The sequence below is a fragment of the Metabacillus hrfriensis genome, from assembly GCF_030127205.1.
Lineage (GTDB): Bacteria > Bacillota > Bacilli > Bacillales > Bacillaceae > Bacillus_P > Bacillus_P dongyingensis.
This window is the reverse complement of the sequence record NZ_CP126116.1, coordinates 3,052,091-3,069,016: the sequence shown is the minus strand read 5'-3', so window position 1 is coordinate 3,069,016 and position 16,926 is coordinate 3,052,091. Positions and strand designations below refer to the sequence as shown.

Sequence of the window (16,926 nt, the reverse complement as noted above, 5' to 3'; positions counted from 1 at the left end):
ATGAAAGGGAGGAGCTGGGGAATGCTGAAAACAAATCAAATACGTGAACAATTACAGCAAGCAGGCCGATACATGATGGAAAATAACCTTGCCTGGGGAACAGCTGGAAATATTAGTGCGCGGTCCTCAAAAGATTCCTTCTTGATTTCAGCGAGTGGAACCTATCTTGGTGAACTAGGAGAGTTAGATTTTGTTGATTGTTCTTTGTATGGAAACGGGCAGTATGAGCGGAAACCTTCGAAGGAATTGCCCATGCACCGAGCTGTATATGAAGAGCGGCCTGAAATAAATGCAATCCTTCATGCTTCTCCTTTTTATAGTACATTGGCTGCTTGCTCGGATATAGAAATAGCAAACGATCTTTTCGTTGAATCTATGTACTACCTAGAACGGATTGAACGCGTTCCTTACCATCATCCGGGTTCGGACCAGTTAGCTGAAGCTGTGAGGGAAAAAGCATCTTATACAAACATTCTGTTGTTAGAAAATCATGGTGTTCTTATTTTTGACACAAGTATCCAAGAAGCAAGAATGGCACTTGAAACTCTTGAGATGAATTGCAGAATGCTCATCACAGCAAGGAATGAAAGAATCTCCTTAAACCCTTTACCGAAGAACACCATAAAGGATTTTCTTCATCATTCCGGTTATAAACATAGGAGGAAGTGGGAGGACGAATGATTGGTGTAGTTGCTGATGACATAACAGGAGCAAATGATATAGGGATCATGTTTGCCAAATTGGATTATTTAACTGCTGTTTTCAGCCATGATGACTTTCAATCTGTTGCCAAAAAGCTTGAAGAACAGCCTGAAGTCATTATTTTAGAAACGAACTCTCGATTTGACCATCCAGAGGCGGCTTATGAAAAAGTATTTAAGGCTACAAAGGATCTGCAACATGCAGGAGCGGATCGTTTTTATAACAAAACATGCTCTGTATTCCGTGGAAACATTGGTGTGGAATTTGACGCCATGCTGGATGCTCTAGAAGAAGAATTTGCCGTTGTTGTGCTCGGATTCCCGAAAAATGAAAGAAAAACACTTAACGGAATTCATTTTGTACATGGAAAAAAACTGGAGAATTCAGAGTTTCGCAATGATCCCATGCATCCAATGGACCAATCGAATTTAGTAGATATTCTACAGAGTCAAACAAAACGAAAGGTGAGTCTTATTCATCATGACGTGATTAAAAAGGGAAAAGATGCTCTGAAGTTACAGTTAGTATCATTAAAAAAAGAATATCAATACGTCTTATTAGATGTCATGGATCAAAATGATCTTCGTACGATTGCGAGTGCTGTTGATGATGTAAGGGTGTTGTGCGGAAGCTCAGCATTAGCAGAGGAACTGTCGATAGCATCTGAGTCCAAGAACACTTCCAAACATCTTGATATCCTCCCGCCGTTTGTAAATGATAAAGGTTTGTTTAGTGTTGCTGGAAGTCTGATGCCACAAACGATCGAACAGATTCAATATATGAAAAACAAAGGTTCAATAGTTTTAGAATTAGATACATTAGATCTCCTAGAAAGAAACCGAGAACAGGTTATTCAAGAGTTGGCTTCAAAAGTTATCAGGAATTTAAACGAAGGTTCAGACGTATTCCTTCATACATCAAATGATGCAAAAACCGTTCAGCAAACGAAAGACCTAGCGTTAAATAAAGGAATTTCAAATAAGGAAATATCGCAATTTGTGTCAAGTACGATCGCTGAAATAACTGATTTGATCCTAAAGAATACAGGTCAAAACCGATTGCTTGTGGCAGGTGGCGATACATCGGCTGCAGTCTGCAGTAAATTAGGCATCCGTGGAATGAGAGTATGGAAGGAGATCGGCCCAGGTCTCCCATCATGTATTTCTCTATCTGAGCCCCCTTTACTTCTTGTTCTTAAATCAGGGAGCTTTGGGAAACCAAACTTTTTTGAACAAGCCATAGCTCATTTAAAGGGCCAATAATATGTCCAATATCAGTTCAAAAGGCGGGAATGGAAAAATGATTGTCATCGAGCGAAGAAATAAGATTAGAGAAATTTTAATGAAGAAAAGAAGTGTTAAAGTTACCGAATTAGTTCATGAATTTCAAGTCTCTGAAGAAACGATTCGAAGAGACCTGATTCAGCTCGAGAAAGATGGCTTGGTTCAAAAGAATTATGGTGGGGCCATTTTAATGGAAGATCTGCATAAAACACAAGATATCATATTACCTGTTGAGCTTAGGGAACTTCAGTACTTTAAAGAGAAAGATGCCATAGGGAAAAGAGCAGCACAGCTCATTCAAGAGGGTCAAATTATTATCCTGGATGCTGGATCTACCACCTGGTGTATGGCCAGACATCTTCACGAGATAAACAACTTGACCGTCATTACAAACGCTTTAAATGTAATTGAGGAGTGCAGTGTAAATCAGAGTGCTTCAATTTTTATGCTAGGCGGGGAATTAAGGAGAAATTCCAAGAGTATGATTGGACCACAAACACAAAGTGAAATTCAAAAATATAATGCCGATTATGTTTTTCTGGGAACATCTGGTATTTCGATTCGACAAGGTTTTACGAGCTCGGATTTGTATGAAGCACAGATCAAACAAGCTATGGTTTCAGCGGGCCAAAAAATTGTTTTGATGGCTGATCATAGTAAGCTTCAAAAGACTGGACTAGTGTCGTTTTGCAACTTTGAGGAAGTAGATTATTTGATTACGAGTGATTTGGCCGACCAACATATTTTAGAAGAAATTGAAAGTTTTGGTGTCGAGGTAATCATCGCATCTACATTAATCGCAAAATAATACATGGGGGATGACATGATGGAAATCGCACTTGATAGGTTAGCAGATAAACATTCAGAACTTATTGCTTGCATCCCTGAGGTTCAAAAAGCGTATTCCATTTTAAAGGAGTCATATAAGAATGGCGGAAAGACGCTTCTTTGCGGAAACGGGGGAAGTGCCTCTGATTGCGAACATATTGTTGGCGAGCTAATGAAAGGGTTCTTTCTGAAGAGGCCGATTGAAACTGCGTTTAAAAAGAAGCTTCAACTATATTTCCCTGATGATAGTGAATATTTGTCCCAACATCTGCAAGGTGCACTGCCTGCGGTATCCCTAGTTAGCCATTCTGCCTTAATAACTGCTTTTGCTAATGATGTTTCAGCAGATATGGTATTTGCGCAGCAAGTATTTGGCTATGGAAATGAAGGCGATGTTGTTATTGGGTTAAGCACTTCCGGGAATTCAACAAATGTGATTCATGCTCTAAAAGTGGCACGCGCCAAAGGGCTAAAAACGATAGGGTTTACAGGTGAAGGCGGCGGGTTAATGGCTCCGTTATGCGATGCATTAATTACTGTCCCCTATAAAAATACACCAGAAATCCAAGAGCACCATATCCCCATTTATCATGCGTTATGCATCATGCTTGAAAAGGAGTTTTTTGAGAAATGACCATTTTAGCAGGCTTTGATATTGGTGGAACAAAATGTGCCGTCTCGGTCGGGAAATGGTCCAATGAATCAATTGCAATACTGGGTAAGGAACAATTTCCAACACCCCAAGATCCCAAAACGGCAATTGAACTTATGATCAGTAAATTTGAGGAACTTTTAATTACTTTGAAATTGAAGTCAGCTGAAGCCATTGGGATCAGCTGCGGCGGTCCGCTCGACAGTAAAAGGGGATATATTCTCTCCCCTCCTAACTTACCGAATTGGGATGAAATTGATATTGTAAGTCCAATAAAAAATAGATTTTCCGTACCCGTAGGTTTGCAGAATGATGCCAATGCCTGTGGACTGGCGGAATGGAAGTGGGGTGCAGGAAAAGGATGTGAAAATATGATTTTCCTCACTTTCGGAACAGGTATGGGAGCAGGATTAATCTTAAATGGCAATCTGTATACTGGAACGAACGACATGGCAGGTGAGGTGGGTCATTTTCGTTTAGAACAGAACGGGCCAATTGGCTTTGGTAAAGCAGGATCTTTTGAGGGTTTTTGCAGCGGCGGCGGAATTGTGAAGTTGGCTCGTGCAAAAGCCGTTGAATGGATCAACGAGGGAAACCACCCGCTTTTTTGTCCTGCATTGCAAGACATCCCCCACATTACTGCAAAAATGGTCGGAGAGGCAGCGCAAGAAGGTGACCCGCTTGCGTTGGAGATATTTAAGACCGTTGGCTATAAGCTTGGGCAGGGATTAGCACTTTTAGTTGATCTATTAAATCCAGAGCGAATCGTAATCGGCAGCATATACGGCCGGCAACAATCCCTCTTAGAGCCCGTAACGATTGAAACCATTAAAAAAGAGGCATTGCCTCAATCATTAGCTGTTTGCGAGATTGTGCCTGCTGGTCTTGGTGAAAATGTTGGTGATTATGCCAGTCTTTCTGTTGCCTTACATCTGCTTGAAAACAATACAAAGGGAAGTGAGGGATAAAATGAAAAAAGCGCTAATTGTATCCGGTGGCTGGAGTGGACACAAGCCAAAAGAAATATCAGAGATTCTTGCAGCCTATTTAAGAGAAAATGAGTTTGAAGTTGAAATAACAACTTCTTTAGACACTCTTTTAGATGAAGAAAAGTTACTGGAATTAAATCTTATCGTTCCAAATTGGACGATGGGTGAGATTACCCAAGAACAGCTTCAATCTTTATTAAACACTATCAAAAGTGGTGTGGGACTAGCTGGGCTGCATGGCGGAATGGGGGATGCATTCCGAAATGCAGCAGATTATCAATTTATGGTTGGAGGACAATTTGTAGCACATCCAGGCGGGGACGCTGAGGAGTATACCGTGCAAGTGGATCCGGCTCACCCTGTTACAGAAGGAATGAAGGATTTCACCGTAAAATCCGAGCTGTATTATATGCATGTTGACCCTGTAATCGATGTTTTAGCCTATACAAACACGGAACAGGTAAAGATGCCAGTTGCATGGACGAAACAATATGGAGAAGGACGAGTCTTCTATTGTGCATTGGGGCATTCTATCAATCTTGTGGAGCGTCCGGAAATGAAGAAGATGATGAGTCAAGGAATGGCTTGGGCAGCAAAATAATCTCAGTGAAAGGTGGAGAGATATATGGAAAAAGTGAAAGTCGGTATTATCGGATGCGGAAATATTAGTGATATTTATTTCAAAAACTGCTCAAGCTATAAGTCATTGGAAGTTATCGCTTGTGCGGATCTTGATGTTGAAAAAGCGAAACAAAAAGCAAAGTTATATAACATAAAAAGAGCGTATCATGTTGATGAGATATTATCAGATACAGAAGTTCAAATGATCATTAACTTAACCATACCTGCGGCACACGCAGAGGTTTGTATAGCGTCACTTGAGGCAGGAAAACACGTATATGTGGAGAAACCTCTTGCGGTATCCCTTGAAGATGGTAAAAAAATGCTTGATTTGGCTGAGAAAAAAGGGTTACTGCTTGGCGGCGCACCAGACACATTCTTAGGGGGCGGTCTGCAAACCTGCCGAAAATTAATAGATGATGGAGAGATTGGTAAACCAGTTGCAGCTACTGCTTTTATGATGTGCCACGGCCATGAAAGCTGGCATCCGAATCCTGATTTTTATTATCAGCAAGGCGGTGGTCCTATGTTTGATATGGGTCCCTATTATTTAACTGCGCTTGTCTCATTGATTGGTCCTGTTAGAAGAGTTACAGGATCAACAAGCACTTCATTTCTGGAAAGAGAAACAAAGGATGGACGAAAAATACCTGTAGAGGTTCCAACACATGTATCCGGAGTCCTTGATTTTGAAAATGGGGCTGTGGGGACTATTATTACAAGTTTCGACGTATGGGGAGCAAATCTGCCGTTTATTGAGATATACGGCGAAACAGGAACAATGAGTGTTCCAGATCCCAATACGTTTGGCGGCCCTGTAAGAATAAAGAAACAGGGAGAAACAGAATGGAAAGAGTATTCACTTACGCACAATTATACAGGAAATAGCAGAGGCATTGGGGTAGCTGAAATGGCAGATTCTATTAAAAGCGGCACTCAGCATAGAGCAAGCGGCCAATTAACCTATCATGTACTTGATATCATGCACGGATTTCATCTTTCTTCAATCAATGGTACGCATTATTTACCGTTTTTTAAACCCGAAAGACCTAAATCATTAGAACCGAACACAGAATTTTAAAGTCGATTTTTTTTTCTTTTATTACTGTAAGTCATTCATGCACTTTATGATTCAACAGAAAATTGAGAATGTTAAACTCGTCATTAGACTTGAGATGAGAAATTGAGAAAAAACTAAATCTGATTATTGGAATGGAGGATTTTTATGGGGAAATTAGGATTACAAATGTTTTCGGTCTGGAGAGAAGCAGAAAAAGATTTTTTGCAAACGTTATCAAAGGTCGCTGAGTTAGGGTATGAAGGCGTTCAGTTTGCAGGTTTTTATAATACGCCCGTTCAGGATCTGAAAAGAGCGATGGATCATAATGGACTTAAAAGTGCAGGTGCTCACGTCAATATTAAACAGTTAATAAATGGTGAATTTGAAAAGACTGCAGAATATCATGAATTTATTGGTAATAAGCTTATTATCTGTCCTGGTCTTCCAGAAGAAATGAGAAAGAATGCTGATGACTATAAGAAAGCGGCAGAATTATTTAATCAGATAGGGGAAAAGTGCAAGAACTTGGGATTTACTTTTGGATACCATAACCATGAATTTGAATTTGACGTTTTTGATGGAAAAACAGGATTTGACCTATTATTTGAGAATGTAGATCCTTCTCTCGTGAAAATCGAGCTGGACGGCTTTTGGGCAGCCTTTTCAGGATATGATCCTGTTAAAATTCTTTCAGACTATCAAAATCAGTGTGTAACATTGCATTTGAAAGACATGAAAATCGCAGATGGAAAGAAGGTAAGTACGGAAATTGGGAACGGAGAATTAGACATTCTTGAATTCCTGCAAACTGGAACAAAATTCGGTGTCGAATGGTTTATCGTGGAACAAGAAGAATTTGAAATAGATCCGTTTGAAGCCTTGAGAATAAATTCAGAAAGAGTAAATGAAATGATAGATTTGATCAGTAAAAACAAAAGCTATCAGTAAGCTGTATAAATTCTCATTTAATATATGATGTGACGCAGAATTCAAGCCTCTTTATGACTCACATTATTCATCTGAGAATAAATTCATCTTGTTTATTACATCAGTGTTATAAACGTAACACTTATTAACGAAGCTGCACCTATTTTTCTGGGATAGGTTTATTGTAATGTACTTTATACAGTCTAAAAAGGCATTGGATAAATAAGCCTGTTTTTAGTCTGTAACATGAACTGCACTACCTCCTATCTCAGAAAATGGGCATAGGAGTTTTTTGGTTAAAAAATGATTGATGGAGGGATTTAAATGAAATTTGATATTAGAGAATTTAATTTATCAATTCCCGATTCAGGTCCGTACGGTATAGATTCAACACTAGACGGAAAGGTATGGTTTACACAACATAAAGCAAACAAAATCAGCTGTCTAGATGAAAGTGGTAAGGTAAAAGAGTATAAAGTTCCTACTCCAGATGCTAAAGTTATGTGTTTAACTATATCTTCCAAGGGCGACATATGGTTTACAGAGAATGGAGCCAATAAAATAGGAAGGCTTACAACATCAGGTATTTTTATTGAATACCCGCTGCCACAGGCGGATTCAGCTCCTTATGGAATAACTGAAGGCTCAAATGGTGATATTTGGTTTACCCAATTGAGCGGGAATCGTATAGGCAAATTGACCACTGAAGGTGATATTCATGAATATGATCTTCCAAATAAGGGTTCCTTTCCTTCTTATATTACTTTAGGTTCAGATAACGCACTATGGTTCACAGAAAACCAAAATAATGCTATTGGAAGAATAACTGAAACTGGAGAGTTAACTGAATACCCTCTGCCTACACAAGCAGCAGGGCCAGTGGGAATTACTAGTGGTAACGATGGTGCACTCTGGTTTGCCGAAATTATGGGCAACAAAATAGGTCGCATTACTACTTCTGGGGTGATTAGCGAATATGATATTCCAACTCCAAACGCACGCCCACACGCAATAACCAAGGGAAAAGATTCCGAAATATGGTTCACTGAATGGGGTGCAAATAAAATCGGCAGAATCACAAGTGACCAAACGATTCATGAATATCAAATTCAAACAGAAAATGCAGAGCCGCATGGTATTGCATTTGGGGAAGACGGTTCCGTATGGGTTGCGTTAGAATGCAACAAAATTGGTAAACTGAATTTGAGTGAATGAGATCGAAATGAGCAGTATTTATGAAACCAAAAACCAGCAAGGACCTAATCCACAAGAAGGATACCCAGTAATAAACATATTATATTAAATAAACAATCTATTACAAAGCCTCCTATTATAAGTGGAGATTATTCTTGAAGAACTGTATATGGAATAAAGCTTTTTTATGATAAATGGGAGATTCTAATTTTCTTGTACCGGGAGCATTTATTAATAAGAAAGTTACTTTCGGAAATACAATTTTATATTGATATGCTATTATCGGCGCTTTCCAATAATTAGGATTGTGCTCTTTTTGTATGCAGATTTCATTGTATGGTTAGCCAGTTAATGTTGATTGATCTTAATACAAAGCTCTGTTTTGAGATTGAAAATAGATACTAAGTGCGATTGAAATCAGAGAGATGCCACTCTTTATCTACTTATATTTGTAAATTTTGATATATAATCTCTTTATAAAAGTTATAATATTGGAAATCGGCAGAATTAAAAAGTGAACAGTTTAAGACTATCAAACTAAAATACAATGATCCTCATAAAACTAACGGGCACATTCCTTGAAGCAGGAAACGAAGGGAGCTGATTTGTAAAATGAACCGCATTATGGTTATGGGAGTATCAGCAGGGGTAGGGAAGTCTACATTTGCACGCAGGTTAGGAGAATTATTAGAAATCTCTGTCTACCATTTGGATGCTTTATATTGGAAACCAGAATGGGAAGAAGCTTCATTAGAAGAGTTTGCAGATGATCAGCAAAAAATTGTCTCTCTAGATCAATGGATTATAGAGGGCAATTATAGTAATACATATGATATTAGAGTGCAGAATGCAGATACGATTATATATCTGGAGCTTCCCTTAATTGTATGTTTGTATCGAGTGTTCAAGCGCTGGATTCAAAACATTGGGAAAACGAGACCTGACATGGGGGAAGGGTGCAAGGAAAAATTAGACTTCCAATTTCTTAAGTTCATCTGTACCACTTACTATCCCCGTAAGAAAAAGATGGAAACCAGGCTTCAAGCTTTCAAAGTAACGGGTTCTCAAAAAAACATAATCATGCTGAAGAATAAGAAAGAGATCCGCTCTTATTTAGAAACTTTATCGCATTGAAATATCTAAATGGGATATCAAGAACATGGTTTGAGGAGGGAAATCAATGGAAAAAGAATTTCCAATAATAGAAACAGCAAGATTAATCCTAAGAGCCGTAACATCAGAGGATGCTGACGATATGTTTCACTATCTATCTGATTATGATGTTGTCAAACATATAGGACTAGCACCTTGCAAAACAGTTAAAGACGTTTTAGATGAAATAAATTGGTATCAATCTATATACGAAGATGGCACAGGAATTAGATGGGGAATCACACTTAAAAATTCAGGTAAGGTTATCGGAAGCTGTGGTTTTCTTAATATGGCTTCCAAACATTTCCGGACTGAAGTAGGTTTTGAATTAAGCAAAGAATTCTGGGGAAATGGGATAGCCGGTGAAGCATTGGAAGCTGTTGTGAAGTATGGTTATCATCACTTTCAGCTAGAAAGAATTGAGGCTTTAATTGAACCTGCTAATCTCCCATCACAAAAATTAGTAGAAAAGCAAAGGTTTAAAAGAGAGGGCTTGCTGAGACATTATGAGTATACTTGCGGTAAATTTGATGATTTATATATGTATTCAATCATAAAAGAAGATCTGAAGTTTAGTTAGACAAACGAGAATTTTTAAAAATCATTCCTTTGCCGGAAAAAGAATAATGCAAGGGTAAAGAGGAGTATGAATTCTCAGTTGTGTTTTTTGAGGTTGCAATGATCCTTAAAAAGGGGACTGGCTGTATAGTTTATCACTTTCAGTCAGCCCTTTATTTTAATATAGATTTATCATTAGCTGAACTTTTGATTATTTTTAATTTAATATTCTATTTCATCGTAATCTTTAATGGAAAACTGTCTGAAAGGCAGTCTGGAATCCGTATATATCTTTTGTTCTATATAGTCTAGACAAAAAAACATTTATAATTACAACATTTGGTGAACAGGCAAATGAAGCATTAAGTATTATAATAATATTGTGTCTTACCATTTAAGGTTAGTGCACAGCCGGTGATTGGCTAGTGGGACATTTTCCATTTTGCCAGTGCCGGTTTTTTATTAGATAATAATAGTGTGATTATAGATTCTATGAGATAAAGGTAGGTGGCGCTTTGGAAAAGATAGATTCTATTTCTATGAGAGAACATTTTGCAAGTTTTTATATTTATTCTATTTCTTTTCTCGGTTTAATAGCTGTTATTACTTCCATATTTATGAGTGAAAAGACTTCTGAACCCATAATCCTTTTCCTATTGGCTGTGTTTATAGGGATTATTGAGTATTTTCCTATCCGCATTGGGAGAGGAGGAATCACGCTCAGCCTTACGCTCATTTATCCAATGAATTGGGAGTTTGGGATACATATAACTGTCATTGCTTGTGTGTGTGCAATGGTATTTACTCATACCCTTCGCCGTTTGCCCATGCAAAGAACACTATTTAATAGTACTCAATTAGCTCTAAGTATCACTCTAGCAGAGTGGTTGTCAAACCAATGTATTTCTTTTTTTATTACGGAGATGAACCTGCCTGTTTTATATGAAGATTTAATAAGCTTGCTTTTATTTACCGTATTCTTTTGCTCTATCAATACCCTTTCTTACGATCTTTTAATGGTGCTTCTTCCTCAGCCATACACGCGAGAACAATGGCACAAGAAAAATATTTTAGTATTTTTGAGTGCAAGTTTTTGTTTATTCTACGCCTATCTTATATATATCTTAGATCATCGATATCACGGAGAGATGGATGGAATTACTGTTCTGTTCTTCTTTTTCCCGCTTGTAGCCATTTGCATCATTAGTTCTTTCTCCAGGCAAATACGGATTGAAAAAGAACGATTATATAACCTTTTTTCTATTACGACGGAGTTGAGCCATGGGCTGTCTGCCGGAAACTTACATCAGATGAAACAATCACTTAAAGGATTCTTGGGAATACAAGCATATGCTTTATGGGCAAAAGATGAAGGGAACTGGCAGCTTCTATTAAAGGATGGAAAAGTACATTCCAATATTTCAAGTTCGTTTGATCTGCAGAATTTTGAGGAGATAGCTCAAACCTTTGTTGTAACTAATTGGAAAACGGGGATGGCTCCAGGAGATGAAATATTTGAAGATGTTATACGCTCCCTCGTCTACTTACCTCTAAAAGTCAATCATGAGTTGGTTGGAATGTTTGTTGCAGGCAAAAGCAGGGGGGCGAGTTTTATTACCGAAGATATACAGTCTTTAGCTACGTTTGCCAATCATTTGGGCAGCTTGCTTAAAACACGGTCGCTCGTCTCCGAACAGGAAAAACGAATTATTCTGGAAGAAAGAAATCGATTAGCCCGTGAAATCCACGATGGAATCGCACAAGTATTAGCTGGGGTCATATTTCATCTGGAATCAGCTCAGAAACAGTCCAAAGATCAATCAGGAAACATGGAGCAAGTGGTAGACAAAAGCATAAAAAAATTACGGAAGAGTTTAGGGGAAGTTCGGTATTCTATCTATGCTTTAAAGCCATATCCTACCCAAAGATTAGGGCTAAAACAAGCAATTGACAATAAAATTCAATCCATTAAACAAGAATATGATCTGGCCATTAAATATCATGAAAGGGGCCGTTCACGAACACTCAGTTTTTCAAAAGAACGAGTCATTTTCGATACTTTACAGGAAAGCTTGCAGAACATTGTTAAGCATGCAAAGGCGGACAAAGTTGACATTCTTTTAAGCTATCAACGTGAACATGTACTATTAAAGGTGAAGGACAACGGGATTGGCTTTTCCCTTTTTGAATCTATGATTAAAACGAAGCATGAGCCCCATTATGGCATCTTGCATATGAATGAACAAGCTGAACAGCTGGGTGCAACCCTTCAGATTGATAGTTCAGCAGGAAAAGGTACAGAAATAACATTGTTAATTCCAGATTCGGAAAAGAGGGAAGAGTATCATGATTCAAATATTATTAGTGGATGATCATACTGTCTTGCGTGATGGAATTCGGAGTATATTAGATCTAGAATTCGATATCCGAGTCGTAGGAGAAGCTGTTTCAGGGGATGAGGTGTTGAAGAAAGTAGAAGAGTTACGACCTGATTGTATTTTGATGGACATCAATCTCCCTGGAAAAAATGGAATTGAGGTAACCTCACAGGTGAAAAGTAAGTATCCAAACTGCCGTGTTCTCGTATTGACTATGTTTGAGGATGATGAATATTTGATGGAAGCGCTTCGGGCGGGTGCAGACGGATATCTATTGAAGGATTCATCATCTGATCAAGTGGTGGCAGCCATCCGAATGGTGTCACAAGGAGATTCTGTTATTCATCCGCGCATGACGAAAAAACTGATTACGTATCATCACCAGCACACGAAATCAGAACCAAACGAAAATATGCTGACAAAGCGTGAAAAAGAAATCCTGTTTGAATTGGTCAAAGGTCTTAGTAATAAAGAAATTGCTGAAGCCCTATTTATCAGTGACAAGACCGTTAAAATCCACATCAATAAGATTTTCAAAAAGCTGAATGTGAAAAGCCGTTCCCAAGCAGTCATTTATGCCGTTCGAAATCAACTTGTTCCTTTTTCTTAAAGAACTATCCTGCGCCTGCACAAGGTGCGGATAGTTCTTTTGTTTTATATTGGTATAGAACCAAAAGCTTCAGTGATTATACCTTTTGATCAATTTTCAGAAAAGTGAAAATGAGAGATGATAAAGATAGATTTGAAGTTTATTAGTTTTATCTATTTATTTTTTTATAAGGAAAAGGAGAGATGTTCATGAAAAAAAGAAAAATGAAGGCATGGAAAGTCATGACCACAGCAGCGATGACTTCCTTATTATTTTCATCACTTACCGTTTTTGCAGAAGGTGATGTTACGCCAGCTGAGTCGCAAATGGCTGAAGAAATTGGGGAACAAAGAGGACAATTATTTTTTGATAAGGATAAGATCGAAACAGGTCAAGAAGATTCACTATATAAAGACGTTAAAAAAGAAGGTTTGGCTACAGCATATAAACCGAATGATACTGTTCGCTTAATCGTAGAAGTTGAACAACCAACAGAAATTGAGCAAACAGCCAAAAGCAAAAAAGCTTTATATAAACAAAAACAAGATAAAGTAATCGAACAAATCTCAAAAGAAAAAAATTCTCAATCAAATGCTCCTATTAAAGTGAAGCATCGTTTTTTCAAAGGGTTTAACGGATTCAGTGTAGAAACAGAGTTCCAAAATATAAAAGATATCCAGTCTATTTCAGTGGTTGCGAATGTCCATATCGCTAGAACTTTCCAGGAAAATATGGCAGCAAGTAAAGAATTGGTACAAGCTCAAAAAGTACGGGAACAATATGGTTATAAAGGTGAAGGATTAGTAGTAGCGGTCGTAGATTCCGGGATTGATTATACGCACAAAGATATGAAACTTTCTGACACAGCCAAAGCGAAAGAAAAATGGACTCAAGATAAAATTAATCAAAAATTTGCTGAGACAGACGTAAACGAAATTTGGTATTCCGATAAAGTCCCAACAGGATATGACTGGGCAGACAATGATACCAATGTCATTCCGGGAACAAAAGGCAGTCCGCATGGTACACACGTGGCTGGTACAATTGGAGCAAATGGCGACGAAACGAAGGGTGGTGTCGCTGGAATTGCACCAGGTGTTCAACTATTAGCCGAGAAGGTATTTTCTGATAATGGCGGTGGTGCCTATGAGGATGATATTATCGCAGGAATTGAGCATGCAGTCACAATGGGTGCAGATGTAATTAACATGAGTTTAGGTGTTGATGCAGGCTATGTAGATGAAGATTTTGATCCGATCCAAAAATCAATCCGAGTTGCGACAGAACAAGGCACCCTTGTTGTAGTGGCAGCCGGTAATACAGCCTATAGTACAAAGAATAATATTATTCTCTCTTCATTAAGACCATATGCAGAAAATCCAGATATTGGAACGGTTGGTGCACCGGGTGTAAGTCCATATGCGTTATCGGTTGCTTCCTATGAAAATAGTAAACTTCATTTAAATGCATTAGCAGATGCAAGTGGGTTTTCGGTGCCGTTCAAAGATCAAACGCAATTTCCAGCATCGTATAATTTTAAATTCTCTAAGGTTCTTTCACCAGAAGTACCTTATGATTTGGTATATGTTGGGGAAGGAAAGAATGCATCAGATTATCCTAAAGGCAAAACTGACTATATTGCCGTTGTTAAGCTATTAAATTCATATAGTACGGTTTCATCCATTCAGTGGGAAGCTAAGAGATCAGGAGCAAAGGCGGTTATTATCATACCACCTGCAAATTGGTCAGATTATACTACACTACCAGTAACGCCAACAGCAGCACCAACGGCGTCAACAAGTAAAGCTGCAGGTGAAGCATTACTTAGTAAAATGAATAGTCTGCCAAGTGGTCAATATTTAAGCATGAAATTTGCAGGCAATACTTGGGTAGAGAATCCAGCGAAAGACACAATGTCCTATTTTTCATCTTTTGGTTCGCCAAGTAGATTAGATTTTAAACCAGAGATTTCTGCTCCTGGTGGAAATATTTATTCAACTATACCAGGAAATGATTATGAAGTGATGAGCGGTACATCGATGGCAGCACCTCATGTTGCAGGCGGTTCAGCATTGTTATTGCAGGCACTTTATCAAAAAGGATTAACCCATTCAGAAGATACAGTTTTAAAAGCAAAAATTGCTTTAATGAATACAGCTAATTTTGCCATGGATCCAAGGACAAATGGAGAAGTTCCATATTCACCACGTGTACAAGGGTCTGGGATAATGAAAATTCAAAATGCCATTAATACACCAGTCATTGTAACAAGTAGAAACACGCCTTTAGAACAAGCTGGAGCGGTTGCATTAAAGGAAATCGGTCAAAATACAAGCTTTAATTTAATCATGGAAGCATTCGACACTCTTAAGGGTAAAAATAATAGTGATGATATTGAATACAATGTTTATGTAGATCTATTGAAAGATAAGACTGAAATGAAGGAATTCGATTTAGATAGTGATGGGCAATTGGATTCAAAAGAGTATTTAACATTAACTAGTGAACGAATTAATGGTGCGACAGTCACTGTAAATGATAATGTGGTAACAGATAAAACTGGAGCATTACTTAAAATTAAACCAGGTCAAACAAAAATGCTGACTGTTAATGTAACTTTACCAGATTCCTTAAAGAAAAATAGTTTTGTAGAAGGATTTGTTCGTCTAGTTCCAGCAGCCAAGGACCAAGATAAAGCAGTACCTTTAACTGTTCCTTATATGGGCTTCTATGGAAAATGGGATGAACCGCGAAATATCGACGCACCTGCATGGGAGAAGGATGCATTTGTAGGATATACGGCCCTTTGGGATGAGAATTCAGAAAGATATCCATTGGGATATAACCCATATACTGGAAGGTTCAGTCTCAACCATATTGCATTCTCGAAAAACTATATACTCGATGGTATCTATCCGTCCTTCCAAGCCTTACGTAATTTAGACAAAGCTGAAATGTATATTGAAGATCAATCTGGAAATCTCATAAAAAATTTAGGCGATTTTAGTGAATATACTGGTACTCCATGGAAATTCAGAAAAAACATAATGTCATATGGGGATAGAATGTATGGCGGATATAAATGGGATATGAAAGACTCATCCGGACAATATGTACCTGATGGTGTTTATCAATATGTTACCAAAACAACATTAGATTATTCAGACGCAAAACCACAGATTGTTAAAATGCCAATTACGGTAGATTCTGTCCCTCCGACCGTTTCAGATATTACAGTAACGCAAAAAAACGGAAAATATGAAATTTCCTTCAATCCGCAAGACAATGCAAGTGACTTTAATTCTGCTGTTGTATGGGTGAATGGACAATATTATTCACTAAGTCTTGAGCAAAAATCTTTCTTAGTTAATACAGAACCGAAAAGTATTATTATCCTAGCCATTGATTATGCAGGAAATCAATCGTACAAAGTTTGGGGAGATCCGAGCTATATTAAATATACTATGGCCGTTCAAACGTTCAGTTTAACTCCAGCTGCAAATATTAACAAAAGCAAACCTGCAAATATTAATGCCTGGGCTTATGCCAGAGCAGACTGGACGATTAATGTTAAAGATGCAAGTGGAAAGATAGTCGATTCGTTTGAAGTGAAAAATGAACATACACTGAAAACACAATGGGTACCTAATACGGACCTTCAAAATGGAACGTATTCTATCTCAATTGATGTCGTGACAAAAGACGGTTTTAAAGTAACAACAACGCCTAAACAAGTAACGGTTCTCCAACAATAAACCGATTGCGGCCCAAGTGAGGATGATTCACTTGGGTTTTTTCATGCCCGGTGCATGGTGCCATTTCTATACGCAAAAGATGAATGATTAAATAAAAAGTCGCGTAGTAGTACTTTTGTTTTATATTGGTATAGAACCAATAACTACAAAATTTACTTCCTATGTTTAATTTTCAGAAAAGTAGAAATGTGGGATGATTAGGACAGAATCGAGTTAACTAGTTTCATGAATCTTTCTT

Annotated in this window: 14 protein-coding genes; all 14 read left to right on the top strand. The window is 38.0% G+C overall.

Annotated features, from left to right (window positions below):
* The first annotated feature begins 21 nt into the window (after nt 1–21).
* Complete coding sequence (locus QLQ22_RS15115; RefSeq protein WP_284015103.1) at nt 22–681, top strand: class II aldolase/adducin family protein; 660 nt, start codon at nt 22–24, stop codon at nt 679–681.
* On the top strand, nt 678–1,964 hold the full coding sequence (locus QLQ22_RS15110; protein WP_284015102.1) for a four-carbon acid sugar kinase family protein: 1,287 nt from the start codon (nt 678–680) through the stop codon (nt 1,962–1,964). The genes QLQ22_RS15115 and QLQ22_RS15110 overlap by 4 nt, the downstream gene beginning before the upstream one ends.
* Before the next feature lie 37 nt (nt 1,965–2,001).
* Nucleotides 2,002–2,793 (top strand): DeoR/GlpR family DNA-binding transcription regulator, encoded by a 792-nt coding sequence (locus QLQ22_RS15105; RefSeq protein ID WP_284015101.1) that lies wholly within the window; start codon nt 2,002–2,004, stop codon nt 2,791–2,793.
* Between the two features lie 15 nt (nt 2,794–2,808).
* Nucleotides 2,809–3,447 (top strand): D-sedoheptulose-7-phosphate isomerase, encoded by a 639-nt coding sequence (locus tag QLQ22_RS15100; RefSeq protein ID WP_284015100.1) that lies wholly within the window; start codon nt 2,809–2,811, stop codon nt 3,445–3,447.
* Complete coding sequence (locus QLQ22_RS15095) at nt 3,444–4,433, top strand: ROK family protein (RefSeq protein ID WP_284015099.1); 990 nt, start codon at nt 3,444–3,446, stop codon at nt 4,431–4,433. Before QLQ22_RS15100 ends, QLQ22_RS15095 begins: the two co-directional genes overlap by 4 nt.
* A gap of 1 nt (nt 4,434) precedes the next feature.
* The gene (locus tag QLQ22_RS15090) at nt 4,435–5,055 is read left to right on the top strand and encodes a ThuA domain-containing protein (RefSeq protein WP_284015098.1); all 621 of its coding nucleotides are present in this window, start codon (nt 4,435–4,437) and stop codon (nt 5,053–5,055) included.
* A gap of 24 nt (nt 5,056–5,079) precedes the next feature.
* A complete protein-coding gene (locus QLQ22_RS15085; RefSeq protein WP_284015097.1) occupies nt 5,080–6,156 on the top strand; it encodes a Gfo/Idh/MocA family protein in 1,077 nt (358 codons plus the stop codon).
* Nucleotides 6,157–6,300: 144 nt separating this feature from the next.
* Nucleotides 6,301–7,083 (top strand): sugar phosphate isomerase/epimerase family protein, encoded by a 783-nt coding sequence (locus QLQ22_RS15080; protein ID WP_284015096.1) that lies wholly within the window; start codon nt 6,301–6,303, stop codon nt 7,081–7,083.
* A gap of 303 nt (nt 7,084–7,386) precedes the next feature.
* On the top strand, nt 7,387–8,277 hold the full coding sequence (locus QLQ22_RS15075) for a Vgb family protein (protein ID WP_284015095.1): 891 nt from the start codon (nt 7,387–7,389) through the stop codon (nt 8,275–8,277).
* A gap of 591 nt (nt 8,278–8,868) precedes the next feature.
* Nucleotides 8,869–9,390 (top strand): P-loop NTPase family protein, encoded by a 522-nt coding sequence (locus QLQ22_RS15070; RefSeq protein WP_284015094.1) that lies wholly within the window; start codon nt 8,869–8,871, stop codon nt 9,388–9,390.
* 46 nt (nt 9,391–9,436) lie between these two features.
* Nucleotides 9,437–9,988: a GNAT family N-acetyltransferase gene (locus tag QLQ22_RS15065; RefSeq protein WP_223435801.1), complete on the top strand. Its 552-nt coding sequence runs from the start codon at nt 9,437–9,439 to the stop codon at nt 9,986–9,988.
* Between the two features lie 493 nt (nt 9,989–10,481).
* Nucleotides 10,482–12,338 (top strand): GAF domain-containing sensor histidine kinase, encoded by a 1,857-nt coding sequence (locus QLQ22_RS15060; protein WP_284015093.1) that lies wholly within the window; start codon nt 10,482–10,484, stop codon nt 12,336–12,338.
* A complete protein-coding gene (locus QLQ22_RS15055; protein WP_284015092.1) occupies nt 12,313–12,954 on the top strand; it encodes a response regulator in 642 nt (213 codons plus the stop codon). The genes QLQ22_RS15060 and QLQ22_RS15055 overlap by 26 nt, the downstream gene beginning before the upstream one ends.
* 188 nt (nt 12,955–13,142) lie before the next feature.
* Nucleotides 13,143–16,688: a S8 family serine peptidase gene (locus tag QLQ22_RS15050; protein WP_284015091.1), complete on the top strand. Its 3,546-nt coding sequence runs from the start codon at nt 13,143–13,145 to the stop codon at nt 16,686–16,688.
* The last annotated feature ends 238 nt before the right edge of the window (nt 16,689–16,926 follow it).